Origin of the sequence: Agromyces binzhouensis, assembly GCF_042672355.1 — a bacterium.
Taxonomy (GTDB): Bacteria; Actinomycetota; Actinomycetes; order Actinomycetales; family Microbacteriaceae; genus Agromyces; species Agromyces binzhouensis.
On the sequence record NZ_JBHXVJ010000006.1, the window covers coordinates 1 to 23,851 of the forward strand.

Genomic DNA, 23,851 nt, shown 5'->3' on the forward strand with positions numbered 1-23,851 from the left:
GGGCGCATCCTGGCGGATGCGCCTTCGCCGTTTCCGGGCTCCAGCCGGTCTAGAAGAAGTCGTCGGGAGTGCCGGCGGCGCGCTGGACGTCGCGGGTCTCGATGCGGGCCGCCTCGAGCTTCGCGACCGCGACGCGCAGTCCGGACTCCATCTGCGCCGCCCAGGCGTCGGACTCGCGGGCGCTCGTCTCGGCCGCGCGGGCCCGGGCGTCGGCGGCATCGGCGGAACGCCGTGCCTCCGCCACCTGGCGCAGGGCGAGCGAGATCCCGTAGTAGGCCGCGACCATGGTCGCGATCGGAGCCGCGACGACCGCCAGCGCCGCGATGCCGGAGGCGTCGGGACTGAAGGCGACGACCAGTGCGAACGCCAGGAACAGCGCCGCGATCGCGACGAGCACGACGAGCATGAAACGGAGGTCGCGGCTCCACGAACCGCGCTTGGCCGTCGAGTCGGTCGGCGCCTCCGCACTCTCGGGTTCGGTCTGGAAGACGACGGTGTCGCCGTAGGCGCCGTCGCCGCCCGTGTGGTCGACGGGGCGGGTGGTCGTGTCGCTCATATCGCGCAATCCCCCAGTGTTGGCATGTCCCCCAATTGTGGGCCGGGGCGCTGGGGCGGTCAAGCAAGCGCGCCGGATCATCGGACGCGGGAATGTCGGTGGGTGGTGAGAACCTCTCGACATGGGAATCGTCGAACTGATGCAGGCCAGGGAGCTCGCCGTGGGCGACGTCCTCGTCAGCGCGACCGGCGGCTCGTACGAGATCACCAGGGTCGCGCGGGTCGGGCGCGGCATCCGCGTGCAGTACCTGACCGAAGAGGGGCGGCAGGGGCGGCTCACGGCCGCGCCCGAGTCGATCATCCGCGCGCGTCGCTCGCACGCCACGCACGCCGCCTGACCGGTCCGCGATCGCGCGCGACGGCCGCGGGGCGTCCCCCGCCACGAGCGAACCAGTGAACGACGAAACCCCCGAGCGATTCGCTCGGGGGCTTCTTCGCTGGATCTGAGGGGACTCGAACCCCTGACCCCCTGACGGGAGGCACCTTAGCTGGCGCGCACGTGTTTGGTTGTGGATGCCAGCAAGTATAAGGAAGAGCGGGGCGGGCGGCTGGGTTCATGCGCGGACGTGCACGCCGAATCGGGCGGTTTGTCCCCGATCCTGGGGGTGCTGAGGTTCTCGCGCGTCCGACACGCGGGTCGATACAGTTCAGCGGTGACGACCCGACTCCCTCGGCCCGCCTCCTTTCCTGCGTTCGGCGTGATCGTCGCGCTCACCGTCACCCTGCTCCCCGGATGTGCTCCTGAGCCTCCGCCCGGAGCCGAAGCGAGCACCGTGGTCGGTAAGGACGGCTTCACGCTCGAACTCGAAGGGGGCACCACCGTGACCGGGCCGGCAGGCGCCGCACCCGAGGGCACCGAGGTGTCCGCCGAACTGGTTGACGCGCCGATCCCTGACGAGTTCAGCTTCGCGGCCGCACTCGGCAGCGGCGTGAACGTCGAACTCGGCGACGGACTGCAGCCGTCATCGCCCCTGTCGATCACGCTCCCGGTACCGGAGGGGGCAGACCCGGACAGGACCTTCGTGATCCGGGAATCGGATGAAGCGGGGCGTGGCGTCGAGTTCGTGGAGTCAGTGTTCGACGCTCAGGCCAGCACCGCGACCATTGTCGCCGACCACCTCTCCTGGTACGCGGTGACCCATGTCGACGATTCGTCCTTCGGTCAGCAGTTCGGAGCGTGGATTGACACCGCCAACTCGGTGAGGACCACCAAGCCGGGCTGCGTCGACGAACCCGATCCGGTGTCCGGCATGTACGTCCTCGCTGACCCTTGGCCCGATTCGGCATGGGTGTGCGCCGGTGTCGACGGCAACGGCGAGGTCGCTGTCGACCTGACATCGAACAGCGGACTGGTGTTCGAGCTGCTCGCCCACCCTCGGCCTCAGTGGGGCCGGATGACGGCGCTCGACGCGTCCGGCCTCGCCACCGCAGTGCTGGCGACCCGTCTGCTTGAGTCTGGCTCCTTGGAAGGCGAAGCGGTCCTCTTGGCTGGAGGTTCGATGAACGCCGCGTTCGAGGAGTTCGACCAGAGCTACTTCGAGATGAAGATCGAACCCGGTCTCACCCAGGTCGCAGCGATCGCATTCGGGCTCGGCATGGTGCTTCCTGACGAGTGGATGGAAACGGTCGACTGGTTCGAATGCGCCACGGGTGCGCTTGAGTCGACCATCGAAGGCAGCGCAGAGCAGTTCTCCGCCATCGTCGACTGCGTGGCGGTAGGGGTCGGCGGGGTCGGCGGGGATCTGCTGGGCATCATCTCTACCGGTCCCGGGCTGCTCGCCACGCAGATCGAGGGTCTCTGGCGTGAAGCCAGCGGCCAGAACGTTGAGTCGTTCACGGTGTACCTCGTACCGGAAGACGCGCTCCGCGAGCCACCAGAGGGAGCGATATGGCTGTTCGGGATCCCGAGCAACGCATCCGAGTCCGCCAGTGGCGAGCAGGACATCGCCACACTTCCGGGTGTCGAAGGCTCCTACCCGTTCAGCGCGAACCAGTGGATCGGGTGCGGGCGCCGCACCAGCGACACCACCTACCAGCTCGGCGGGCAGTACCAGAGCTTCGACTTCGGGTTCGCGCTGCAAGCGCACACTCCAGCTGGGCTCACCGCCACCTACACCCTGCTCGGCGACGGCGTTCAGCTTCTGACCGGACAAACAACAACCGGTGACCCCCTGACCCGGCAACAACTGGACGTATCGGGCGTCGACGAGCTCCGCGTCGAAACCCACACCGATGACACGTGTGGATCCGCGTCGAAGGGCTATGGAGCATTCGTGCAGGGATACGTGAGCTGATCGATGGCGAAAGCATCTGGCGACGGCAAAGCGCTCGCACTTGCGGCCGCTGCGTTGCTGCTCCTGTCCGGCTGTTCCGGGTACTCGAGCCCGCGGTTCGGCGGGGGCGGCGATGAGTACGTCCCGGAGTTCGAGGAGCGAGGCCAGTACGAGGAGTACGTGCCGTCGGACGAGGATATCCAGGCAGCGATCGAGGACGCCGCCCCGAGCAGGTGGACATGCACGTACGACCCGACGTTCGATGGGAACTGGCACAACGACGTCATCTGCCAGAACGGGCTATCCGCGCACCGGCCGAGCCTCCGCGGGTGGGATGACTTCGTCACCGAAGCGGAGATTCTTGAGTCTGGCCGCGAGTACGAGGCCGAGTTGAACGCGCAGCTGGAGAACGCCGAGCCATGGCAGCCGAGCTGGGCGGAGCCGGGTGCCGGGTCGCCGAGCTGGGCGGATAACTGATCAGGGCGTGGGCCGCGGTCGATCGAGGCAGACGGTGAACGGCTGTCACCGCGGGACGACGCGCTGGGACGAGCTCGCAGTCGTGAAGGAGGCGCAGCCGTAGGATGCGCACTGGACTCGTATGCGCCGGAGGGAGACGCGGTGGCCGAATACAAGGTGATCTGGGTGCGCGATCACGTGTACGAGCTACCTGCGCAGGATGTGCCCGAGGCCACCAAGGCGATGAACACGATGGCCGAGGACCGGTGGGAACCCATCCACGTCTCTCCGGGGACTAGCGGGACCACGACCGGTGGCTTGTTCATTACCTTCCGCCGAGACTGAGCTCCGCGGCGCCAAGCTCAGGCAGGTGCCGCGCAGGCCGCCTGTTCTGCCTCCCACATCGCGTTCTCCCGGTCGATCGACTGCACAGTGGTGAGCTCCTCTCCTATCTGCAGGGCCCGGTGCGGTCGTGGAAGGATCCGCAGTCGTACTGGACGGTCTGTGTCGGGGTGGTGGTTCCGCCCTTCACAGGCTTCGCAGCGGTGGCGGGGGCGACCGCGGTGGTCGCGGCAAGGATGAGGCCGAGCGCGGCGGCGGCGATCGCCGCCCACCTGGTCCGTGTGGGAGCTCATGTCGGTTCCTATCGCGACAACGGGTGGTCGAGCTTCTGGGGAAATGTGCGGAGCACCGGGGCCGCACGCCGGGGAAGACCCTCCGTTCTGGGGGTGCAGCCCGGCAGTCGGGAGCCGATAGTTTCGTGCTCTGCCGTGACGCCCAGGAGAAGATGATGACCCGAAACCGCCCCCTCGTCGGAGCCACGATCGTGGCCGCATTCTCGTTGACGCTGACTTCGTGTGCGAGCGCCCTGGCCACCGACCAGCTGACGCAGACGCCGATCGAGGCGGCGCCAGAACGGGCGGAGTGCACGCCGTCGGGGACGGCAGGCGACGGCATCTACCAGTTCGGCGGTAACGTCCGCATTGGCGACGATGAGCGGATCGCCGGCGCGGCGGTCAGCGTCTCCAATGGTTCCGGCTTCGCTGTCGTCACGTGCACCGACGCGGACGGCAGTTGGAGCATCAATGTCCCAAGCAAGGAAGCTTCATACGCCGTCGCGCTCGACCCTCGAACCCTTCCTCCGGAATTGCACGACCTGGGCCTCGGCGAATTCACTCAAGTGGCGGAGTTCGGCCTCACCGACAGAAAGGCAGTGAACTTCTTCCTCCCAGCCGAGTGAGGTCGCTCACCACCCCGACGCGCAGTTCGTGATGACGTCCAGTGACCGGGAGCGCCCTTCAGCAGCCCCTCAGCAACGAGAAAACCCCTGAGAATCTCGCGATTCATCAGGGGTTCTTGGTGGATCTGAGGGGACTCGAACCCCTGACCCCCTGCATGCCATGCAGGTGCGCTACCAGCTGCGCCACAGACCCGTTCTGCACCGACTCGGTCGGTGTGCCGCCCCCTTCGGGGCAACGGATTCAGATTACACCAGCCCTCGGGAGGATGCGAAATCGAGCCGGGCTCAGCCCTGCGACGACGTCCCTGGGCCGGTCGACGACCCGTCGCGCTCGAGCAGCGGTCCCACCGGAATGGCCGGGCAGTCGCGCCAGAGACGCTCCAGCCCGTAGTACATGCGCTCCTCGCGGTGGAAGACGTGAACGACGAGGTCGCCGAAGTCGAGCAGGGCCCAACGCCCCCCATCGCGTCCCTCGCGGCGCGAGAGGTCCTGGCCCTCCTCGCGGAGCGCTTCGACGACCGCATCGGCGATCGCGACGACATTGCGCTCGGCGGTGCCGGTGACGAGCAGGAAGACGTCCGCGAACGGCAACGGCTCGGACACGTCGAGCGCGACGAGATCCTCACCGCCCTTCGCGTCCGCCGCGCGCGCGGCGATGGCGAGCAGGCGGTGTGCGTGGTCGGTTGCGGTCATGTCCTCGACTTCCCGGAGGCCGGCGTGCGGCCCGCCCCCATCATGTCCTCGATCAGAAGAGCCCTGCCATCGCGCCGACGACGAGCGTCGCCACCACTCCGAGTGCGAGCACGCCCGCGGTGACCGCGAGCACGAGGGGCACGTTCATGCCCTCCTTGCTCGGAGGCGCCATCATCGCCTTGCTCGGCTGCTGCGTGCTGATCGCCCGTGTCGCGGAGACCGGCGCGACGCCGGGGCCGGCGACGTCCTCGACCGAGTCGAACAGGCGATCGACGTCGCTGGAGTCGACCTGGCTCGGGTGCACCCCGGTCGCGCCGTAGCTTCGCGGCAGGTCGATCGATCCCGTCACGATGATCTCGCCGCTCGGGGCGAGCTGCTGACCGAGCGGACCCTGGTCGGGCAGCGACGGCAGGATGAGCGCGTTCGTCGTCGTCGGGACGCCGCGCGGCGAGCCGCCCCGCGACAGGAGCTGGTCGTACGGCTCCGAGTGGTCGTCGGGAAGGTTCAGCTGCGAGGTCCAGTGCCCGACCGGCTTCGGTGCCACGACGGGCTCGTCCAGGCCGGCGTCGACCGTCGTGTGCGGTGCTGCCGCCCGCGTCGGCGCGGACTGGTGCGGGTGCCGCGGCGGCTGCCCCTCGTCGTGCGGGAGCCCGGCGACCGGCGCGTTCGGTTGGCGCTGACCGACGCCCGCGGGCATCGGATGCGGCGGCGCGGCCTCGGGCTCGAGGTCGTCGTCGAAGCCGTCGCCCGAGTGCGATTCGAGCATCGCGCGGAGCTCACGACGCGTGAGCGTGCGCTCGGGCGTGGTCTGCGGTGCGGGCGCGCTTCGCGGCGGCCCCTGCGGGGGCCGCGGCGGAGCCGCGCCGGGCGTGGCCTGCCTCGGACCGGGATACGGCCGGTCGTCCACGGGAACGGGCATCGGGCCCGACGTCGTGGCGGACCGCGGTGGTTGCGCAGCGCGCTGCGGCGCCTGCGTCGGCGCGCCCGGCGCAGGCGGTCCCTGCTGCCTGCGCGGGTCGTTCCAGCCCTGCGGCGGCCGCTGCGCCGGCGGGGCCTGGCGCGGATCCGCCTGACGGGGGTCGGCCCGGCGCTCCGGAGGCGTGCCGGACGGCACGCCTGGCGCCGGCCGGGCGGGTTGCGCCGCGCGCGGGTCCTGCCCCTGCGGGTACGCGGGCTGAGCCTGCTGCTGCGGATACTGCTGGGGACGCGGCGGCGACGGCTGCGCGGGCGCAGGTGCGGCGGCGTCAGGCGCCGACGACGACGCGGCGCGCTGCTGTTCCAGCAGGCGCTCGCGCTCACGCATCTCGCGGCGCGTGAGCGGCGGTTCCTGCGACGACGTCATTCGACACTCCGGTAGAGGTGGTGCTTGGAGATGTACTGGACGACCCCATCAGGCACCAGGTACCACACCGGTGATCCCCGGTGCACTCGATCCCGGCAATCGGTCGACGAGATCGCCAACGCCGGGACTTCCAGCAAGCTTACGTCCTGCTCCGGCAGACCCGAAACGGACAGTACATGTCCCGGTCGACTCACAGCGACGAAATGCGCGAGGCTCCAGAGCTCCGCCACGTCCTTCCACGACAGGATCTGGGCGATCGCATCGGCGCCGGAGATGAAGAACAGGTCGGAATCCGGTCGCTCCCGACGGATGTCGCGCAGCGTGTCGATCGTGTACGTCGGCTTCTCGCGATCGATGTCGACCCGGCTGACCGTGAACCGCGGATTGGACGCGGTGGCGATCACCGTCATGAGGTAGCGGTGCTCGGCCGGCGTCACGACCTCCTTGTAGTACGGCCGCCCGGTCGGCACGAACACCACCTCGTCGAGGCCGAGCTCCTGGGCGACCTCGCTCGCCGCCACGAGGTGCCCGTGGTGGATGGGGTCGAAGGTTCCGCCCATCACGCCGAGGCGCGGGCGCCGCGCTGCCGAGCTCATGGCCGGATCGACGGGGTCAGTGACCGCCGTGCTCGCTTCCCGCGTGGCGGGCGGCGTACGCCTCGGCCTTGGAGCGGTGGCGGTTCGCCACGTCGCGGTACGAGTAGACGACGACGCCGAGCGCCGCGAAGATCCCGAAGACGATCACTCCGTACCAGATCGGGTCGAACGGGAGCTCCCTCGCGAACTCGGTCTCGGTCAGGACCGTGATGGTCTGCAGTGCGGTCGCCAGGCTCATCGGCCGTTCCTCCAGGTGTTTCGGGTGGGTGACGCTGCGGACAGTCTATCGGTGCGCGCGGGCGGGCCGCGGCTCAGGCGCGCACGTGACCGGAGCCCCGCACGATCCACTTCGTGCTCGTGAGCTCGGGCAGGCCCATCGGGCCGCGGGCGTGCAGCTTCTGCGTCGAGATCCCGACCTCGGCGCCGAAGCCGAACTCCGCGCCGTCGGTGAAGCGCGTCGACGCGTTCACCATGACCGCCGCGGCATCCACCTCGTCGAGGAAGCGCTCGGCGTTGCCCAGGTCGTTCGTGACGATCGACTCGGTGTGCTTCGTCGAGTACCGCCGGATGTGCGCGAGCGCGTCGTCGAGCGAGTCCACCACGCCGACGTTGAGGTCGAGGCTCATGTGCTCCGTGGCCCAGTCCTCGTCGGTGGTCGGCAGCGCATCGGGGTGCAGGGCGCGAACGCGATCGTCGCCGTGCACCGTGACCCCGGATGCCTCGAGCCGGGCGAGCACTGGCGGCAGGAGCCGGTCGGCGGCGTCGGCGTGCACGAGCAGCGTCTCGAGCGCGTTGCAGACGCTGGGCCGCTGCACCTTGGCGTTGTGCACGAGGTCGACGGCCCAGTCCTCGCGCGCACTCGCGTCGAGGAACATGTGGACGACGCCCGCTCCGGTCTCGATGACCGGCACGGTCGCCTCGTCGACGACGGCACGGATCAGCGCTGCGCTCCCCCGCGGGATGAGGACGTCGACGTGGTCGCGCGCACGCATGAGGTGACGGGCTCCCTCGCGGCCGTAGTCGTCGACGGTCTGCACGACGTCGCCCGGGAGACCGGTGCCCGCGATCGCCTCGCGGAGCACGTCGACGAGCACGGCGTTGGTGCGCTCGGCGGCGGAGCCGCCGCGGAGGGCGACCGCGTTGCCGCTCTTCAGCGCGAGCGCCGCGATGTCGACGGTGACGTTCGGCCGGGCCTCGTAGATGGCCCCGACGACGCCGAGCGGCACGCGCACCTGCTCGATGCGCACCCCGTTCGGGAGCGTGCGGCCGCTCACGGTCTCGCCCACCGGGTCGCCGAGCCCGACGACGTCGAGCACGGCGTCGGCGATGGCGCCGATGCGCGCCTCGTCGAGCGTGAGGCGGTCCAGCAGGCCGGTGCCGAGGCCCGACTCGCGGCCCCGTTCGAGGTCCTCGCGGTTCGCCGCGACGATGTCGTCGACCCGCGCTCGGAGCCGCTCTGCGATCGCCGCGAGCGCGGCATCCTTCTCGGCGGTGGTCGCGCGGGCGAGGCGCCGCGACGCCTCCTCGGCGGCGGCGAGGCGCGCGTCGAGCACCTCGGCGAGGTCTGCGGGGGCGGTGCGGACGTCGGTCATGCGTCCAGCCTAGTTCCGCGCCGAGGGCCGGATGCCGCGTGTGACGTCAGCCTGCTGCGGGCTCGAACCAGGTCCCGACGGGTTCGCCGGCGAGCGCCTCGTCGACGAGCGAGGTCGCCGTCACGAGCACGCCGGTGCCGGATGCCGCGGCGATCCGTGCGGCCGAGACCTTGGTCTCCGCACCGCCGGTCCCGACGCCGGCGCGGCCGATCGAGCCGATCTCGATGCCCGCGAGCTCGTCGCCGAAGGGCACGTGCGCGATGCGCTCGGCACCCGGCAGGTGCGGCGGCCGCGTGTAGAGCGCGTCGACGTCGGAGAGCAGGACGAGCAGGTCGGCACCCGTGAGCTCGGCGACCATCGCGGCGAGCCGGTCGTTGTCGCCGAACCGGATCTCGTGAGTCGCGACCGTGTCGTTCTCGTTCACGATGGGCAGGATCCGCAGGCCGAGCAGACGTTCCATGGCGCGCTGGGCGTTCAGCCGGTGGGTCGAGTTCTCGAGGTCGCCCGCGGTCAGCAGGACCTGGCCGGCGACGATCCGGTAGCGCCGCAGCGACTCCTGGTACCGGTAGATGAGGATGTTCTGGCCGACGGATGCCGCGGCCTGCTGGGTCGCGAGGTCATCGGGTCGAGCGTCCAGCGCCAGGTACGGCATCCCGGTCGCGATCGCACCCGAGGAGACGAGCACGACCTCGGCGCCCCGCGCGTGCGCGCCCGCGAGGGCGTCGACGAGCGGGGCGATCTGGCCGACGTTCTCCCCGGAGATCGAGGAGGATCCGACCTTCACGACGATGCGCCGTGCGGAGGCGATCCCGTCGCGGGTCAGACCGGTCATCCCCGCCCCTCGTCGTCGGTGCCCGCGGCGTCCTGGTCGCCGGCCCAGATGCCGGCCTCGCGCTCACGCTCGAGTTCGGCGCGGGCCTCGGCCTTCGCGTCCATGCGCTCGTGGTAGCCGCTGCGTCGTTCCGCGCGAGTGGCGCGGCGGCGCTCGTCGAGTCGGTCGTCTGTGCCGCGGGGGGACGACATCAGCTCGGCCGTCGAGGTGAGCGTCGGCTCCCAGTCGAAGACGACGCCGGCACCCGGTCCGATGACCACGGTCGAGCCGGCCACCGCGCCGGCGCGGACGAGTTCGTCCTCGACGCCGAGGCGGGCGAGCCGGTCGGCGAGGTAGCCGACGGCCTCGTCGTTCTGGAAGTCGGTCTGCGCGACCCAGCGCTCGGGCTTGGTGCCGAGCACGCGATAGATCGTGCCGTAGCTGCCGCCCTCGGGCTTGACCACGAACTCGGGCTCGCGGACCGCCCTGGGCCGGAGCACGATGCGGGGCGCCTCGGGCTCCTGCGCCGCCTGGGCTCGGGCACGGTCGACCTCCTCGCCGAGCGCGAAGCCGAGCTGGCGGAGGCCCTCGTGGCTCACCGTCGAGATCTCGAACACGCGGTAGCCGCGCGACTCGAGCTCCGGGCGGACGAAGTCCGCGAGTTCGCGGGCCTCGGGGACGTCGATCTTGTTGAGCGCGACGAGCTGCGGACGTTCGAGGAGCGGCACCTGCCCTTCGGGAACCTCGTACGCCTCGAGTTCGCGGAGGATCACCTCGAGGTCGGTGATGGGGTCGCGGCCCGGCTCGAGCGTGGCGCAGTCGAGCACGTGGAGCAGCGCCGAGCAGCGCTCGACGTGGCGGAGGAACTCGAGCCCGAGGCCCTTGCCCTCGCTCGCGCCCTCGATGAGCCCGGGGACGTCGGCGACGGTGAACCTGTGGTCGCCGGCCTGCACGACGCCGAGGTTCGGGTGCAGCGTGGTGAACGGGTAGTCGGCGATCTTGGGCCGCGCCGCGGACAGCGCGGCGATGAGGCTCGACTTGCCGGCCGACGGGAAGCCGACGAGCGCGACATCCGCGATGGTCTTCAGCTCGAGGGTGACCTCGCCCTCGTGGCCGGGCGTGCCGAGCAGTGCGAAGCCGGGGGCCTTCCGCTTCGGGGAGGCGAGCGCCGCGTTGCCGAGTCCACCCTGGCCGCCGGGCGCGACGACGAACCGCATGCCGGCCTCGGTCAGGTCGACGAGTTCGGTGCCGGCGTCGTCCTTGACGACCGTGCCGACGGGCACGGGCAGCTCCAGGATCTCGCCCGCGGCGCCCGAGCGGTTGTCGCCCGCGCCGGGCTGGCCGTTCTCGGACGAGCGGTGCGGGCGGCCGTGGTAGGCGAGCAGGGTCGTGACCTGCGGGTCGGCCACGAGGACGATGTCGCCGCCGTCGCCGCCGTTCCCGCCGTCGGGGCCGGCGAGCGGCTTGAACTTCTCACGGCGCACCGACACGCAGCCGTTGCCGCCGTGGCCGGCGCGCAGGAACAGGCGCACCTGGTCGACGAAGCTCACCATCGCCGCATCACTACTCCTTCTCGGGAAACACGTGAGGGCGAGCCGAAGCCCGCCCTCACGAAAACCGGTCGCTGCTTACGCGTCGACCGAGACGATGTTCACGACCTTGCGGCCGCCCTTGTTGCCGAACTCGACCGCGCCCGCCTCGAGGGCGAACAGCGTGTCGTCGCCGCCGCGACCCACGCCCGCACCGGGGTGGAAGTGGGTGCCGCGCTGGCGGACGAGGATCTCGCCCGCCGAGACGACCTGGCCACCGAAGCGCTTCACGCCGAGGCGCTTGGCGTTCGAGTCACGACCGTTGCGAGTGGAGCTCGCACCCTTCTTGTGTGCCATTGTCCCTGTCTCCTCTGGCCGTTACTTGATGCCGGTGATCTTGACGCGCGTGAGCTCCTGACGGTGGCCCTGGCGCTTCTTGTAGCCGGTCTTGTTCTTGAACTTCTGGATCACGATCTTCGGACCGCGCAGGTCGTTCAGGACCTCGGCCGTGACCGTGACCTTGGCGAGCGACTTCGCGTCGGAGGTGATCTTGTCGCCGTCGACGAGGAGGACGGGCGTGAGCTGCACGTTGCCGTCCTTGTCGGCCTTGATCCGGTCCATCGTCACGATGGTGCCGACCTCGACCTTCTCCTGCCGACCACCGGCGCGCACTACTGCGTAAACCACTTCTCGTACCTATCTCCGGGGAGCCTTGCGACTCCGTCTACTTGATGGGATGTCACTGCGCGGGAGACCCCAGCGGGAAGGAGGGTCGTCACTGCCAGAAAACTGTGCGTGCCGGCCGGGATAAGCGGTGGCACCAACGGTCGAGTTTACCGGATGCCCGCAAGGCGGTCAAACGGGCGTCGACCGCGTGTCGCAGGACCCCGAGCGGATGCCGCGGCCGCGGCGTACACTCGGCCCATGGCCGTGCTGATCGACCCGCCGCTCTGGCCCAAGCACGGCACCGTGTGGTCCCACCTGGTGAGCGACACGTCGATCGAGGAACTCGTCGCGTTCGCCGACCGGACGGGCATCCCCCGTCGGGGCTTCGACCTCGACCACTACGACGTGCCCGTCGAACGCTATGACGAGCTCGTCGCGGCCGGGGCGGAGCCCGTCCCGGCGCGCGACCTCGTTCGTCGTCTCGCGGCGAGCGGCCTGCGGGTCACGCCGCGCGAGCGGCGCGCCTCACTCGGAGGCTGAGTCCGCCTCCGAGCCGTCGGGCCGCGTGATGACCGGCGGGGCGCCCGCCGGGCTCAGTGCGGGGGTGGACACGCGGCGACTGCGCGAGCGCGTGCGTCCCTCCCCCGCTGCCTTCGGCGCGGGGAGCGAATCGAGCACGGAGTCGAGGAGCGTCTCGGCCTCGACCGCGCGCGTCGGCCGCTCGCGACGGGCGGGCGCCTCGGGCAGGTCGATGAGCGCCGCCTGACGCGAGGCCGCGTCGTCGGCGGCGACCGGTGACTCCTCGGCGGGGCGCTCGGACGAGACATCGGCCGGGCGCTCCTCGCGCGATTCACGCTCGCCGGACGGCGAGCGATCGCCGCCCTGCTGCTGCGAACCCGATCCGCGCGACGCGCGGCGTCGACCGCGGCGGCGCTCGCTGCGCGGCGCCGGCTCGGTGCCGGCCTGCGCGGCATCCGTCGCCTCGCCTCCGGCCACGGGAGCCTGCGTCGCATCGGCGGCCGCCGCCCCGTCGGCTGCGGTCGCCGCCGCGGCGGGACGCTGCTCCTGGTGCGCGACGGTGGACGCCGCGATCTGCGCGAGGGCGTTCTTGACGTCCTCCGTGATCGCGTGGGTGCCCTGGTGCGCCTTGTCGGTCGCCGGCTGCTGCGGCTGGCCGCCGCCGTTGCCGCCGCCGCGGTTGCGACGGCGCTCGACCTGCTGCTGGGGCGCGCGGTGCTTCGCCACCGGCTCGTGGTGCACGATGATGCCCCGACCGGCGCAGACCTCGCAGGGCTCGCTGAAGGTCTCGAGGAGCCCCAGGCCGAGCTTCTTGCGGGTCATCTGCACGAGGCCGAGCGAGGTGACCTCGGCGACCTGGTGCTTCGTGCGGTCGCGGGAGAGGCACTCGACGAGCCGGCGCAGCACGAGGTCGCGATTGGACTCGAGGACCATGTCGATGAAGTCGACCACGATGATGCCGCCGATGTCGCGGAGCCGCAGCTGGCGGACGATCTCCTCGGCCGCCTCGAGGTTGTTCTTGGTCACCGTCTCCTCGAGGTTGCCGCCGGAGCCGACGAACTTGCCCGTGTTGACGTCGACGACGGTCATCGCCTCGGTGCGGTCGATGATGAGCGAACCGCCCGACGGCAGCCAGACCTTGCGGTCGAGCGCCTTCTCGATCTGCTCGGAGATGCGGAACTCGTCGAACGCGTCGCGCTCGCCCTCGTACGCCTCGACGCGCTCGAGCAGGTCGGGTGCGACCTGGCCGAGGTACTTCTCGATGGTCCGACGCGCCTCGTCGCCCGCGATGATCATCTTCTGGAAGTCCTCGTTGAAGACGTCGCGGACGATCTTGATGAGCAGGTCGGGCTCGGAGTGCAGCAGGGCCGGGGCCTGGGCCTTCTCGACGGTCTGCGAGATGTCCTGCCACTGCGAGATCAGGCGGTTCACGTCGCGCGTGAGCTGCTCCTCGGTGGCGCCCTCGGCGGCCGTGCGGACGATGACGCCCTGGTTCTCGGGGAGCACCTCCTTCAGGATCTTCTTCAGCCGTGCTCGCTCGGTGTCGGGCAGCTTGCGGCTGATCCCGTTCATCGAGCCGTTCGGCACGTACACGAGGTAACGGCCGGGCAGCGAGATCTGGCTCGTCAGTCGGGCGCCCTTGTGGCCGACCGGGTCCTTCGTGACCTGCACGAGGACGCGGTCGCCCGGCTTCAGTGCGAGCTCGATGCGGCGCGGCTGGTTCTTCTCGCCGTTCTCGGCGGCGGCGTCCCAGTCGACCTCGCCCGAGTAGAGCACGGCGTTGCGACCGCGGCCGATGTCGACGAAGGCGGCCTCCATCGAGGGCAGCACGTTCTGGACGCGCCCGAGGTAGACGTTGCCGATCAGCGACGCGTCCTGGTTGCGGGCGACGTAGTGCTCGACGAGCACGTCGTCCTCCAGCACGCCGATCTGGATGCGACCGCCCTTCTGGCGGACGACCATCCGGCGGTCGACCGACTCGCGGCGCGCGAGGAACTCGGCCTCGGTGATCACCGCACGACGGCGACCGGCGTCGCGACCGTCGCGGCGACGCTGCTTCTTCGCCTCGAGGCGCGTGGAGCCCTTCACCTTCTGGGGCTCGGTGATGAGCTCGGGCTCGCGCGGCTTGCGGACCTTGACGACCGTGTTCGCGGGATCGTCCTCGTTCCCGCGCGACTCGTCGCCGCTGCGCCGACGCGAGCGGCGGCGCACGCTCGAGGCCTCGCGGTCTGCAGCCTCGCGCCCGGCGGCGCGATCGTCGTCGCGCTCGGGTCCGGACCCGGCCGGCGGGGTGTACACGGGCGGGGCATGGAAGATGAGCGACGTGGTCGAGAGCACCGGCGGGATCGGCGACTCGGCCGAAGTCGATTCGCCGGACTCGGATGCCTCGGCGGCGGTGCCGTCGACCGAGGCATCCGCCTCGGCCTCGGCTGCGGCGCCGCCGGTCTCGGCCGACGCGTCGTCGGGCTCGGGCTCGGCCGCCGGCGCGCCCGCATCGGGCGACGGCTCCGCGGCCTGCTCGGCTCCGGGCTGGTCAGCGGCGGGCTGGTCAGCGGCAGCCTGATCGACCGCCGGCTGCTCGGCCGGCGTGGTCTCCTCGGTCGCGGACACTGCGGTCTCGTCGACCGGGGCGTTCCCGGCGGCGTCGTCGACGTTCGTCGAGGCCTCGGCCGCGGACCGCGGCACGACCTGCGCCCGACGGCCCGGGCGACGCGCCCCGAAGATCCCGCCGAGACGACGAGGCTCATCGCCCCCGGGTTCGATCGGCGGTGTTGCGTTGTCTTCCACCATCTCTGGTGCACTCCTACACCGGGGCCGACGGCCGCGCCATCGTTCCCGTACTCCTCAGAGCGGTTCAGCGCCGTTCGCGCCATACCGCCAATCCTTCACTGCTGCGCCCGGCGGGTGCCGGTGACGCCAAATCTCGCGGTTCCTCCGCGGATGGGATGCGGTGCATCCTCGAAGCCCTCGTTGGCGTCGCACCGGGCGCGGCCCGGGCGACTGCAACGATTATCGCACGCTCACCCAGCGGACCGTCGAATCGGCGTGCCAGAATCGTGGGCATGCCCGACTCCCCCCGCGCATCCCGGCCGATCGGCGTGGCCGTCTTCCTCCTCATCGCGGGGGCTCTGGGACTGCTCGCGGCGTTCGAGCTGTCGCTCGAGAAGGTGCTCACGCTCGCCGATCCGAGCCACATCCCGAACTGCAACGTGGGCGTGCTCGTCGGGTGCAGCACGAACCTCGCGTCGTGGCAGGGCAGCCTCTTCGGCTTCCCCAATCCGTTCATCGGCCTCATGGCCTGGCCGGTCGTCATCACGATCGCGATGGCGCTGCTCGCGGGCGCGCGGTTCGCGCGATGGTTCTGGATCGGGCTGAACGTCGGCGTCACCGGCGCCGTCGTCTTCGTCGGCTGGCTGATCTACCAGAGCATCTACGTGCTCGACGTGCTGTGCCCCTGGTGCATGCTCACCTGGGCCGTGACGATCCCGACGTTCCTCGTCGTCACCCTGCGAAACCTCCGCGACGGCGTGTTCGGCGATTCGCCCGGGCTCAGGCGGTTCGGGTCCTCCGCCCTGGGGTGGGTCGTCGTCATCACCGCCGCGTGCTACGCGATCGTGATCGTCCTGGCGCAGGCGCAGATGAACGCGATCCCGCGGGTCGTCATCGACCTGCAGAACCTCTTCTGACCCGCTCGCGGTGCCGCCGCGGCGCGTCGGCGCCCGGACGACGGCGGGGCCGCGGCATCCGCTGATCGGATGCCGCGGCCCCGTGCCGCACGTGGGTCAGGCGAACCAGAGCGACAGTTCGCGCTCGGCGGACTCGACCGAGTCGGAACCGTGGACGAGGTTCTGCTGGACCTTCAGGCCCCAGTCGCGGCCGAAGTCGCCGCGGATCGTCCCGGGCAGCGCGGTCGTCGGGTCGGTCGCCCCCGCGAGCACGCGGAACCCCTCGATCACGCGGTTGCCGGCGACGCGAATCGCGACGACGGGACCCGACTCCATGAACTCCATGAGCGGCTCGTAGAACGGCTTGCCCTCGTGCTCGGCGTAGTGCCGGGCGAGCAGGTCGCGGTCGGCCTGCACCATGCGGATGTCGACGAGCGAGTAGCCCTTCGCCTCGATGCGGCGCAGGATCTCGCCGGTGAGGTTGCGGGCGACGCCGTCCGGCTTGACGAGGACGAGGGTCTCTTCGATGGCGGTGGTCATTCGGGTTCCTTTCCAGGTTCGGCGTCCGCGGCGGCGGCAGCCTCGCGGGCACGATCGATGCGCGCGCCGACGATCATGCAGTACGCCCACATGCCGCCGAACAGCGCGCCGACGACGAACATCGCCGGGTTGAGGAGCCCCGAGGCGAGGAGCAGCACCTGCAGGGCCCAGCCCAGCACGTACGCCCACTCGTACCGGAGCAGGGGGATGGTGACGACCAGGCCGAGGATGACCACGCCGCCCGCGGCGAGCGGCGCCCAGGTCGGCAGGCCGAACGCGCCGCCGTCCTCGCGGGAGAGGCCCCAGATCACGAGGGCCGCGAGGAAGACGACGACGATCTCGAACGTGAGCACGATCGACGCGAGGCTCTCCCTCACGGAGCGAGCGCGGCGGACCGGACGGAGCGGCGCGCCGGCTCCAGTGGCGTCGTCGATCGGATCCGGCGCCTCGGCGGTCATCGATCGCTCCAGCCGCGGTCGTCCGCGATCGCGAGCACGTCGCCCACGAGCGTGATCGATCCGGTGACCACCACGCCGCGCTTCTCGCCGCGGCCCGCCCAGTCGCGGGCCTCGTCGAGCGCGTCCTCGAGCCGCTCGGCGACGTCGACCCGCTCCGGGCCGACGACACCCGCGACGAGGGCCGCGAGCTCGTCGGCGGGAACGGCGCGATCGGACTCGGAGCGGGTCACGATGAAGTGCGCGCCGGTCGGTTCGAGGGCGCGCACGATGCCCGCGGCGTCCTTGTCGCCGAGGACGCCGAGCACGATCACGAGCTCGTCGAAGTCGAACACCTCGCCGAGCGCCGCCACGAGCGCCGCGGCGCCGTGCGGGTTGTGGGCGGCGTCCACGAGGATCGTCGGGTCGGTCGAGACGAGCTGCAGTCGGCCCGGCGAGGTCACGGCGCCGAGGCCGGCCTCGAGCACGTCGTCGGCCAGGCGGACGGCGCGTCCGAGGAACGCCTCGACGGCGGCGATCGCGACGGCGGCGTTCTCGGCCTGGTGACGACCGTGCAGGGGAAGGGCGAGCTCGCGGTACTCCCCCGCGAGCCCCCGGACCGACACGAGCTGCCCGCCCACGGCCACGCGCGAGTCGAGCACGGCGAACGCTCCGCCCTCGACCGCGAGGCTCGCGTCGTTCCGCTCGGCGACCTCGCTCAGCACGGTGAGCGCGGCAGGGTCCTGGAACGCGGTGACGACCTCGGCGCCCGGCTTGATGATGCCGGCCTTGGTCCGGGCGATCTCGGCGATGGTCCGGCCGAGCCGCTGCTCGTGGTCGATCGCGATGGGCGTGATCACGGCGACCTGGCCGTCGGCGACGTTCGTGGAGTCCCACTCACCGCCCATGCCGACCTCGAGCACGACGACGTCGACGGGCGCGTCGGCGAACGCCGCGAAGGCGAGGGCGGTGAGCGCCTCGAAGAACGTGAGCGCCTCCTCGCCGCGCGCGGCGAGCTCGGCGTCGACGATCGCGACGACGGGGGCGATCTCCTCCCAGATCCGGGCGACGGCCTCGTCGGCGATCGGCTCGCCGTCGATCCGGATCCGTTCGGTGAACCGCACGAGGTGCGGGCTCGTGAGCAGGCCGGTCCGGAGCCCCTGCGCGCGGAGGATCGACTCGATCATCCGGCTCGTCGACGTCTTGCCGTTCGTGCCGGTCAGGTGGATGACGGGTGCGGCGCGGTGCGGATCGCCGAGGAGCTCGACCGCGCGCCGGGTCGCCTCCAGCCGAGGCTGCGGCGCCGACTCGCCGACGCGCGCCAGCAGGTCGGCGTACACGGCGTCGGCCGCGTCGCGCTCCTCGGGCGTGGACGCGGGGATCGCGTCGGTCATCGGACGGCCTCCGCGAGCTTCGCGACCGAGACGAGCAGCCTCGACCCGTCGCCGACCTTGTGCGCTCCGTCGCCGTCGACCTCGCCGACCGTGACGAGCACCTCGGGTGCGAGCGTCTCGCGGCCGATGAGGTCGCGGTGCGCTTCGGCGGCCGCCGCACCGGCGGCGTCGAGCGTGAGGTCGAGGCGGATGCGGTCGCCGACCTCGAGCCCCGCGGCCTTCCGCGACTCCTGCACGGCCCGCACGATGTCGCGCGCGAGCCCCTCGGCCTCGAGCTCGGGGGTCGTGCGCACGTCGAGGATCGCGAAGCCGCCGTCGGCGAGGAGGCCGAGCGCGTTGCCGCCGTCGGCACCGCCGCTCGCCTCGAGCACGAGCTCGTACTCGCCCGGCTCGAGCGCGATGCCGCCGGCCACGACCACGTCGCCGTCGACCGACCAGTCGCCACCGCGGGCCGCCTGGATGGCCTGCTGCACCTGCTTGCCGAGTCGCGGGCCCGCCGCGCGGGCATTCACCGTGAGGCGCTTGGTCACGCCGTACGCCGCGGCGCTCGAGTCGTCGAGCTCGACGAGGTCGACGCGCTTGACGTTGAGCTCGTCGCGCAGGATCGACTCGAACGGCGCGAGGCTCGCGGCATCCGTCGTCACGACCGTGAGCGACGCGAGCGGCAGGCGCACGCGACGACCGGCCTGCTTGCGGAGCGCGAGCACCGCACCGGTGACCTCGCGCACGGCGTCCATCGCGGCGACGAGGTCGCCGTCGGCCGGGAACTCGTCGGCGACCGGCCAGTCGGCCAGGTGCACGCTGCGACCGCCGGTGAGTCCGCGCCACACCTTCTCGGTCACGAGCGGCAGCATCGGTGCCGCGAGGCGCGTGAGCGTCTCGAGCACCGTGTAGAGCGTGTCGAACGCCTCGGCGCCCGAGCCGTCGGCACCCACGCCCTGCCAGAACCGTTCGCGCGATCGGCGCACGTACCAGTTCGTGAGCACGTCGCCGAAGTCGCGGAGCTTCTGCGAGGCGAGCGTCGTGTCGAAGTCCTCGTAGTCGGCCGTGACGGCCTCGACGAGGTCGCGCAGCTTGGCCAGCAGGTACCGGTCGAGCACGTCGGTCGACGCGGTCGAGCGCGAGGCCTCGTAGCCGCCCTCCCTCGCCGTGTTGGCGTACAGGGAGAAGAAGTACCACGTGCTCCAGAGCGGCAGCATGAGCTGGCGCACGCCCTCGCGGATGCCCTCCTCGGTGACCACGAGGTTGCCGCCGCGCAGCACGGGGCTCGACATGAGGAACCAGCGCATCGCGTCGGATCCGTCGCGCTCGAACACCTCGGAGACGTCGGGGTAGTTGCGCAGCGACTTCGACATCTTCTGCCCGTCGCTGCCGAGCACGATGCCGTGGCTCACGACGTTCTTGAACGCCGGGCGGTCGAAGAGCGCGGTCGCGAGCACGTGCATGACGTAGAACCAGCCGCGCGTCTGCCCGATGTACTCGACGATGAAGTCGGCCGGGTTGTGGGTGTCGAACCAGTCCTCGTTCTCGAACGGGTAGTGCACCTGCGCGAAGGGCATCGAGCCCGAGTCGAACCACACGTCGAACACGTCGCTGATCCGGCGCATCGTCGACTTCCCGGTCGGGTCGTCGGGGTTCGGCCGGGTGAGCTCGTCGATGTACGGGCGGTGGAGGTCGGGCTCGCCCTCGGGGTTGGTCGGCACGCGGCCGAAGTCGCGCTCGAGCTCCTCGAGCGAGCCGTACACGTCGACGCGCGGGTACTCGGGGTCGTCGCTCTTCCACACCGGGATCGGCGAGCCGAAGTAGCGGTTGCGGCTGATCGACCAGTCGCGGGCGTTGCCCACCCACTTGCCGAACTGGCCGTACTTGACGTTCTCGGGGACCCAGGTGATGTCCTCGTTGAGCTCGCTCATGCGGTCGCGGAACTCGGGGACGCGGACGAACCAGCTGGAGACCGCCTTGTAGATGAGCGGGTTCCGGCAGCGCCAGCAGTGCGGGTACGAGTGCTCGTAGCTCGCCTGGCGGAGCAGGCGCCCTTCGGCCTTCAGCAGCTGCGTGAGCGGCTTGTTCGCGTCCGACCAGAGCAGGCCGGCGACATCCGTCACCTCGGGGAGGAACCGGCCCGAGTCGTCGACCGAGATCACGACGGGGATGCCGTGCGCCTCGCAGACCTTCTGGTCCTCCTCGCCGTAGGCGGGAGCCTGGTGGACGATGCCCGTGCCGTCCTCGGTCGTGACGTAGTCGGCCAGGAGCACGCGCCAGGCGCGCTCGAGGCCGAACCGCTCGACGTCGGCGTAGTAGTCGAACAGCCGGTCGTAGGTGACGTCCTCGAGCTCGGCGCCGACCACGGTGCGCGACACGGCCGCGCGCGCCTCGTCGGCGGAGTCGTAGCCGAGGTCCTTCGCGTAGTTGCCGACGAGGTCGAGCGCGAGCATGTACTCGGCGCCCAGGACCTCGGTGTCGTCGGGGCCGCCCGGGGCGTGCTCGCGGAGCACGGTGGCGTCGGGCGTGCCGTTCGGGCCGGCCGGCACGACGGCGTAGGTGATCTCGGGCCCGACGGCGAGCGCGAAGTTCGTGGGCAGGGTCCAGGGCGTGGTCGTCCAGGCGAGCGCCCGCACCGCGGTGAGGCCGAGCGCCTCGGCCTTCGGGCCGGTGAGCGGGAACGTGACCGTGACGGTCTGGTCCTGGCGCGGCTTGTAGACGTCGTCGTCCATGCGCAGCTCGTGGTTCGACAGCGGCGTCTGGTCGCGCCAGCAGTACGGCAGCACGCGGTGGCCCTCGTAGGCGAGGCCCTTCTCGTGCAGCGTCTTGAACGCCCAGAGCACGGACTCCATGAAGGTCACGTCGAGCGTCTTGTAGTCGTTCTCGAAGTCGACCCAGCGCGCCTGGCGGGTGACGTAGTCCTGCCACTCCTCGGTGTACCGGAGCACGGCCTCTCGCGCGGCGCGGTTGAACGCGGCGATGCCCATCTCCTCGATCTGCACCTTGTCGGTGATGCCGAGCTGGCGCTCCGCCTCGAGTTCGGCGGGCAGGCCGTGGGTGTCCCAGCCGAAGCGGCGGTGCACCTGCTTGCCGCGCATGGTCTGGAAGCGCGGGAAGACGTCCTTCGCGTAGCCGGTCAGCAGGTGGCCGTAGTGCGGCAGGCCGTTGGCGAACGGAGGGCCGTCGTAGAAGACCCACTCCTCGGCGCCCTCGCGCTGGTCGATCGAGGCCTGGAACGTGCCGTCGGCCTTCCAGTGCGCGAGCATCTCCTGCTCGATCGCCGGGAAGGACGGCGACGGCGTGACGGACTGCTGCTCGGGGTCGTGGCCCTTGGGGTACAACGCTCGCTCCTGCTGGATCTCGCCGGTTCACGAGGACGGCCGGCTCGTCGAGCCCAACCGCGGTACCACCCCGCTTGCCCCGGCGATGCGGGACCTCTCGTTCGTCAGCTGTGACGGGCTGGACCCGTTCGGTTCTAGTGACGAGACGGATGCCGAGGCGCCCGTTCCGCGTTCTTCCGAAGACTCCCCGGTGATGGCCGGATCGATGTCGTTGCCGTCAATGGTACCGCGCGCGCCCCCGCGTCGCGCCCCGGCACCGAGCCGCTCCAGGACGGCTCAGCGCCAGGCCTCGCGGACGAGGGCGAGCAGCGCCTCCCGGTCCACGCCGTTCAGCCGGGCCTCGTCGACGAGGTCGTGGATGGCGCCGGCCAGCGCGGTGTGGTGGCCCAGCCGCTTCGCGACCGTCGCGCCCCGGCCGGGATGCAGGTCGATGAAGCCCTCCTCCCGGAGCAGCCGGTACGCGCGGAGTGCGGTGTTGACGTTCACGCCGAGCTGTTCGGCGAGCCCGCGGGCGGGCGGCAGTCGCTCGCCGAACCCGATCCGACCGTCGACGATCGCGGCGCGGAGGGCGGCGGCGAGCCGTTCGAAGATCGGCCCCGGGGCGGCGGCGTCGAGCGTGATGCGCACCGACCGATGGTAGCAGTTGCGATAGCCGCGATAGCACATCTATCGCATTCGGCTTGTCGAGGCATCCGCTCGCTGTCAGGATGGCTCCCCGTGACCACCGAAGCCCCATCCCCTGCTTCCCTTCCCGCCTCGTCGTCGCCCGTCCGGCGCGTCGCCTGGGCGTCCATGATCGGCACGTCGCTCGAGTCCTTCGACTTCTACGTGTTCGCCTACTTCAGCGCCTACTTCATCGGCCCGCTGTTCTTCGACCCGCTCGGGCAGTTCGGCGGCACGCTCGCCGCGTTCGCCACGATCGGCGTCGCGTTCGTCGTCCGCCCGCTCGGCGCCGCGATCTTCGGCCACATGGGCGACCGCCTCGGCCGACGCGCGACCCTGCTCTGGACCATCGGCATCATGGGCGTCGCGACCGGCCTCATCGGCCTGCTCCCGACGTACGCGCAGGCCGGATGGCTCGGCGCCGTGCTGCTCGTCCTGCTGCGCGTGGCGCAGGGCCTCTCGCTCGGCGGCGAGTGGGGCGGTTCGATCCTCCTCGCGACCGAGCACTCCAGCCCCGTCAAGCGGGCCTTCTACGCGGCGGTGCCGCAGCTGGGCTCGCCCGTCGGCTCGATCCTCTCCGCGGTCGTGTTCATCGTGATGACGCTCGCCCTTCCGGCCGAGGAACTCGCGGCGTGGGGCTGGCGCATCCCGTTCCTCCTCGCGATCCCGCTCCTCGCCGTCTCGCTCTACCTCCGCCTGACCATCGATGAGACGCCCGTGTTCAAGGCCGTCGTCTCGGAGCAGCGACGCGACCGCGTGCCGTTCGCCACGATGTTCCGCGCGCAGCCGACCGCCCTCCTCATCGCGTTCGGCGCGGCACTGCTCGGCATCGGCTCGTACTCGCTGATGAACACGTACACGATCAACTACGGCGTGACGGCGCTCGGCTTCAGCTTCCAGGACCTGCTCGTGGCGACCACGATCGGCGGGCTGCTGCAGCTGATCACGATCCCGCTGTTCGGCCGCTGGGCGACGCGAGTCGGCTCGGCGAAGGTCGTCGCGTACGGCGCCCTCGGCACGCTGCTCATCACGTTCCCGATGTACTGGCTGCTGCAGTTCTCGAGCTTCCCGGTGCTCGTCGGCACGATGATCGTCGGCGGCATCCTGCCGACGATGTCGTGGGCCGCGCTCGGCGGGCTCATGAACGACCTGTTCGCCGACCACTACAGGTACTCGGCGCTCTCGGTCGCCTACGCGGTCGCGGCGGCGGTCAGCGGGTTCATCCCGCTCGTGACGACGCTGCTCGGCGAGTCGACCGGATACGTCTGGTGGCACCCCGGCGTCGTCCTCGCGCTGCTCTCCGCGATCACGCTGGTCTCCGCGTGGGCGGCGGCGCGCGTGCGGCACGCGCCGATCTCCGAGGACGGCCGCGAGGTGGCGCCCGCGAGCGTCTGAGGCCGAGGAACCGGGGGCGGATGCCGCGGCGCGCGCCCGCGGCATCCGCCCCGCCGGCTCCGACGGCACGGCACGCCGACCGCGTCCCCGCAGGTCACGGCGGATTCCCACGACTCCGGTAGGCTGGACTGTCGCATATTCAGGCACCCCAGTGGACTCGGTGCC

24 protein-coding genes and 1 tRNA gene are annotated in these 23,851 nt (G+C 71.0%); 8 read left to right on the top strand and 17 right to left on the bottom strand.

Annotated elements, in window-relative coordinates; genetic code table 11:
* Window positions 1-49 precede the first annotated feature (49 nt).
* Window positions 50-556: a hypothetical protein gene (locus ACFVHK_RS11230; RefSeq protein ID WP_376928888.1), complete on the bottom strand. Its 507-nt coding sequence runs from the start codon at window positions 554-556 to the stop codon at window positions 50-52.
* A gap of 121 nt (window positions 557-677) precedes the next feature.
* Between ACFVHK_RS11230 and ACFVHK_RS11235 the strand changes: the two genes are divergently transcribed.
* The 5 genes from ACFVHK_RS11235 to ACFVHK_RS11255 all read left to right on the top strand — a co-directional run bounded on the left by ACFVHK_RS11235 (window position 678) and on the right by ACFVHK_RS11255 (window position 4,524).
* Window positions 678-893: a hypothetical protein gene (locus ACFVHK_RS11235; protein ID WP_129235834.1), complete on the top strand. Its 216-nt coding sequence runs from the start codon at window positions 678-680 to the stop codon at window positions 891-893.
* 315 nt (window positions 894-1,208) lie between these two features.
* Window positions 1,209-2,849 carry a hypothetical protein gene (locus ACFVHK_RS11240; RefSeq protein ID WP_376928889.1) on the top strand — a complete coding sequence of 547 codons (1,641 nt, stop codon included), beginning with the start codon at window positions 1,209-1,211 and terminating at the stop codon, window positions 2,847-2,849.
* 3 nt (window positions 2,850-2,852) lie between these two features.
* The gene (locus tag ACFVHK_RS11245; RefSeq protein ID WP_376928890.1) at window positions 2,853-3,305 is read left to right on the top strand and encodes a hypothetical protein; all 453 of its coding nucleotides are present in this window, start codon (window positions 2,853-2,855) and stop codon (window positions 3,303-3,305) included.
* 141 nt (window positions 3,306-3,446) lie between these two features.
* Window positions 3,447-3,629, top strand: coding sequence for a hypothetical protein (locus ACFVHK_RS11250; RefSeq protein ID WP_376928891.1), 183 nt, complete (start codon window positions 3,447-3,449; stop codon window positions 3,627-3,629).
* 445 nt (window positions 3,630-4,074) lie between these two features.
* A complete protein-coding gene (locus ACFVHK_RS11255; RefSeq protein ID WP_376928892.1) occupies window positions 4,075-4,524 on the top strand; it encodes a hypothetical protein in 450 nt (149 codons plus the stop codon).
* Between the two features lie 117 nt (window positions 4,525-4,641).
* On the opposite strand, the gene ACFVHK_RS11260 is transcribed toward ACFVHK_RS11255, so the two are convergent.
* From ACFVHK_RS11260 to rplU, 10 genes are all read right to left on the bottom strand, one after another.
* Window positions 4,642-4,717 (bottom strand) — tRNA-Ala (locus tag ACFVHK_RS11260).
* Between the two features lie 92 nt (window positions 4,718-4,809).
* Window positions 4,810-5,217 carry a ribosome silencing factor gene (gene rsfS, locus ACFVHK_RS11265; RefSeq protein WP_376928893.1) on the bottom strand — a complete coding sequence of 136 codons (408 nt, stop codon included), beginning with the start codon at window positions 5,215-5,217 and terminating at the stop codon, window positions 4,810-4,812.
* A 52-nt stretch (window positions 5,218-5,269) separates the two neighbouring features.
* On the bottom strand, window positions 5,270-6,136 hold the full coding sequence (locus tag ACFVHK_RS11270; protein WP_376928894.1) for a hypothetical protein: 867 nt from the start codon (window positions 6,134-6,136) through the stop codon (window positions 5,270-5,272).
* A gap of 419 nt (window positions 6,137-6,555) precedes the next feature.
* Window positions 6,556-7,155, bottom strand: coding sequence for a nicotinate-nucleotide adenylyltransferase (gene nadD / locus ACFVHK_RS11275; RefSeq protein WP_129234763.1), 600 nt, complete (start codon window positions 7,153-7,155; stop codon window positions 6,556-6,558).
* 16 nt (window positions 7,156-7,171) lie between these two features.
* On the bottom strand, window positions 7,172-7,393 hold the full coding sequence (locus ACFVHK_RS11280) for a hypothetical protein (RefSeq protein ID WP_129234762.1): 222 nt from the start codon (window positions 7,391-7,393) through the stop codon (window positions 7,172-7,174).
* A gap of 73 nt (window positions 7,394-7,466) precedes the next feature.
* Window positions 7,467-8,747: a glutamate-5-semialdehyde dehydrogenase gene (locus ACFVHK_RS11285; RefSeq protein WP_376928895.1), complete on the bottom strand. Its 1,281-nt coding sequence runs from the start codon at window positions 8,745-8,747 to the stop codon at window positions 7,467-7,469.
* 46 nt (window positions 8,748-8,793) lie between these two features.
* Window positions 8,794-9,579 carry a glutamate 5-kinase gene (proB, locus tag ACFVHK_RS11290; protein ID WP_129234760.1) on the bottom strand — a complete coding sequence of 262 codons (786 nt, stop codon included), beginning with the start codon at window positions 9,577-9,579 and terminating at the stop codon, window positions 8,794-8,796.
* The gene (obgE, locus tag ACFVHK_RS11295; protein ID WP_376928896.1) at window positions 9,576-11,111 is read right to left on the bottom strand and encodes a GTPase ObgE; all 1,536 of its coding nucleotides are present in this window, start codon (window positions 11,109-11,111) and stop codon (window positions 9,576-9,578) included. The genes proB and obgE overlap by 4 nt, the downstream gene beginning before the upstream one ends.
* Window positions 11,112-11,186: 75 nt before the next feature.
* A complete protein-coding gene (rpmA, locus tag ACFVHK_RS11300) occupies window positions 11,187-11,444 on the bottom strand; it encodes a 50S ribosomal protein L27 (protein ID WP_067948501.1) in 258 nt (85 codons plus the stop codon).
* Window positions 11,445-11,465: 21 nt separating this feature from the next.
* Window positions 11,466-11,774 (bottom strand): 50S ribosomal protein L21, encoded by a 309-nt coding sequence (rplU, locus tag ACFVHK_RS11305; protein ID WP_129234758.1) that lies wholly within the window; start codon window positions 11,772-11,774, stop codon window positions 11,466-11,468.
* 237 nt (window positions 11,775-12,011) lie between these two features.
* Here rplU and ACFVHK_RS11310 point away from each other — a divergent pair, with 237 nt between their 5' ends.
* Window positions 12,012-12,293 carry a DUF4031 domain-containing protein gene (locus ACFVHK_RS11310; RefSeq protein WP_376928897.1) on the top strand — a complete coding sequence of 94 codons (282 nt, stop codon included), beginning with the start codon at window positions 12,012-12,014 and terminating at the stop codon, window positions 12,291-12,293.
* Here the strand turns inward: ACFVHK_RS11310 and ACFVHK_RS11315 are convergent.
* Complete coding sequence (locus ACFVHK_RS11315; protein WP_376928898.1) at window positions 12,279-15,062, bottom strand: Rne/Rng family ribonuclease; 2,784 nt, start codon at window positions 15,060-15,062, stop codon at window positions 12,279-12,281. The genes ACFVHK_RS11310 and ACFVHK_RS11315 overlap by 15 nt on opposite strands.
* A gap of 272 nt (window positions 15,063-15,334) precedes the next feature.
* Here ACFVHK_RS11315 and ACFVHK_RS11320 point away from each other — a divergent pair, with 272 nt between their 5' ends.
* The gene (locus ACFVHK_RS11320) at window positions 15,335-15,958 is read left to right on the top strand and encodes a vitamin K epoxide reductase family protein (RefSeq protein ID WP_129235398.1); all 624 of its coding nucleotides are present in this window, start codon (window positions 15,335-15,337) and stop codon (window positions 15,956-15,958) included.
* 96 nt (window positions 15,959-16,054) lie between these two features.
* Here the strand turns inward: ACFVHK_RS11320 and ndk are convergent, their stop codons facing one another.
* The 5 genes from ndk to ACFVHK_RS11345 all read right to left on the bottom strand — a co-directional run bounded on the left by ndk (window position 16,055) and on the right by ACFVHK_RS11345 (window position 22,255).
* Window positions 16,055-16,477, bottom strand: a complete 423-nt coding sequence (ndk, locus tag ACFVHK_RS11325) for a nucleoside-diphosphate kinase (protein WP_376928899.1) — start codon at window positions 16,475-16,477, stop codon at window positions 16,055-16,057.
* The gene (locus ACFVHK_RS11330; RefSeq protein WP_376928900.1) at window positions 16,474-16,854 is read right to left on the bottom strand and encodes a DUF4233 domain-containing protein; all 381 of its coding nucleotides are present in this window, start codon (window positions 16,852-16,854) and stop codon (window positions 16,474-16,476) included. The genes ndk and ACFVHK_RS11330 overlap by 4 nt, the downstream gene beginning before the upstream one ends.
* A 77-nt stretch (window positions 16,855-16,931) precedes the next feature.
* Window positions 16,932-18,305 (bottom strand): bifunctional folylpolyglutamate synthase/dihydrofolate synthase, encoded by a 1,374-nt coding sequence (locus ACFVHK_RS11335; protein WP_376928901.1) that lies wholly within the window; start codon window positions 18,303-18,305, stop codon window positions 16,932-16,934.
* On the bottom strand, window positions 18,302-21,628 hold the full coding sequence (ileS, locus tag ACFVHK_RS11340) for an isoleucine--tRNA ligase (protein WP_376928902.1): 3,327 nt from the start codon (window positions 21,626-21,628) through the stop codon (window positions 18,302-18,304). The genes ACFVHK_RS11335 and ileS overlap by 4 nt, the downstream gene beginning before the upstream one ends.
* A gap of 276 nt (window positions 21,629-21,904) precedes the next feature.
* The gene (locus ACFVHK_RS11345; protein WP_376928903.1) at window positions 21,905-22,255 is read right to left on the bottom strand and encodes a GntR family transcriptional regulator; all 351 of its coding nucleotides are present in this window, start codon (window positions 22,253-22,255) and stop codon (window positions 21,905-21,907) included.
* A 90-nt stretch (window positions 22,256-22,345) separates the two neighbouring features.
* Here ACFVHK_RS11345 and ACFVHK_RS11350 point away from each other — a divergent pair, with 90 nt between their 5' ends.
* Entirely contained in the window at window positions 22,346-23,686 is a 1,341-nt protein-coding gene (locus tag ACFVHK_RS11350; RefSeq protein ID WP_376928904.1) for an MFS transporter, read from the top strand.
* The last annotated feature ends 165 nt before the right edge of the window (window positions 23,687-23,851 follow it).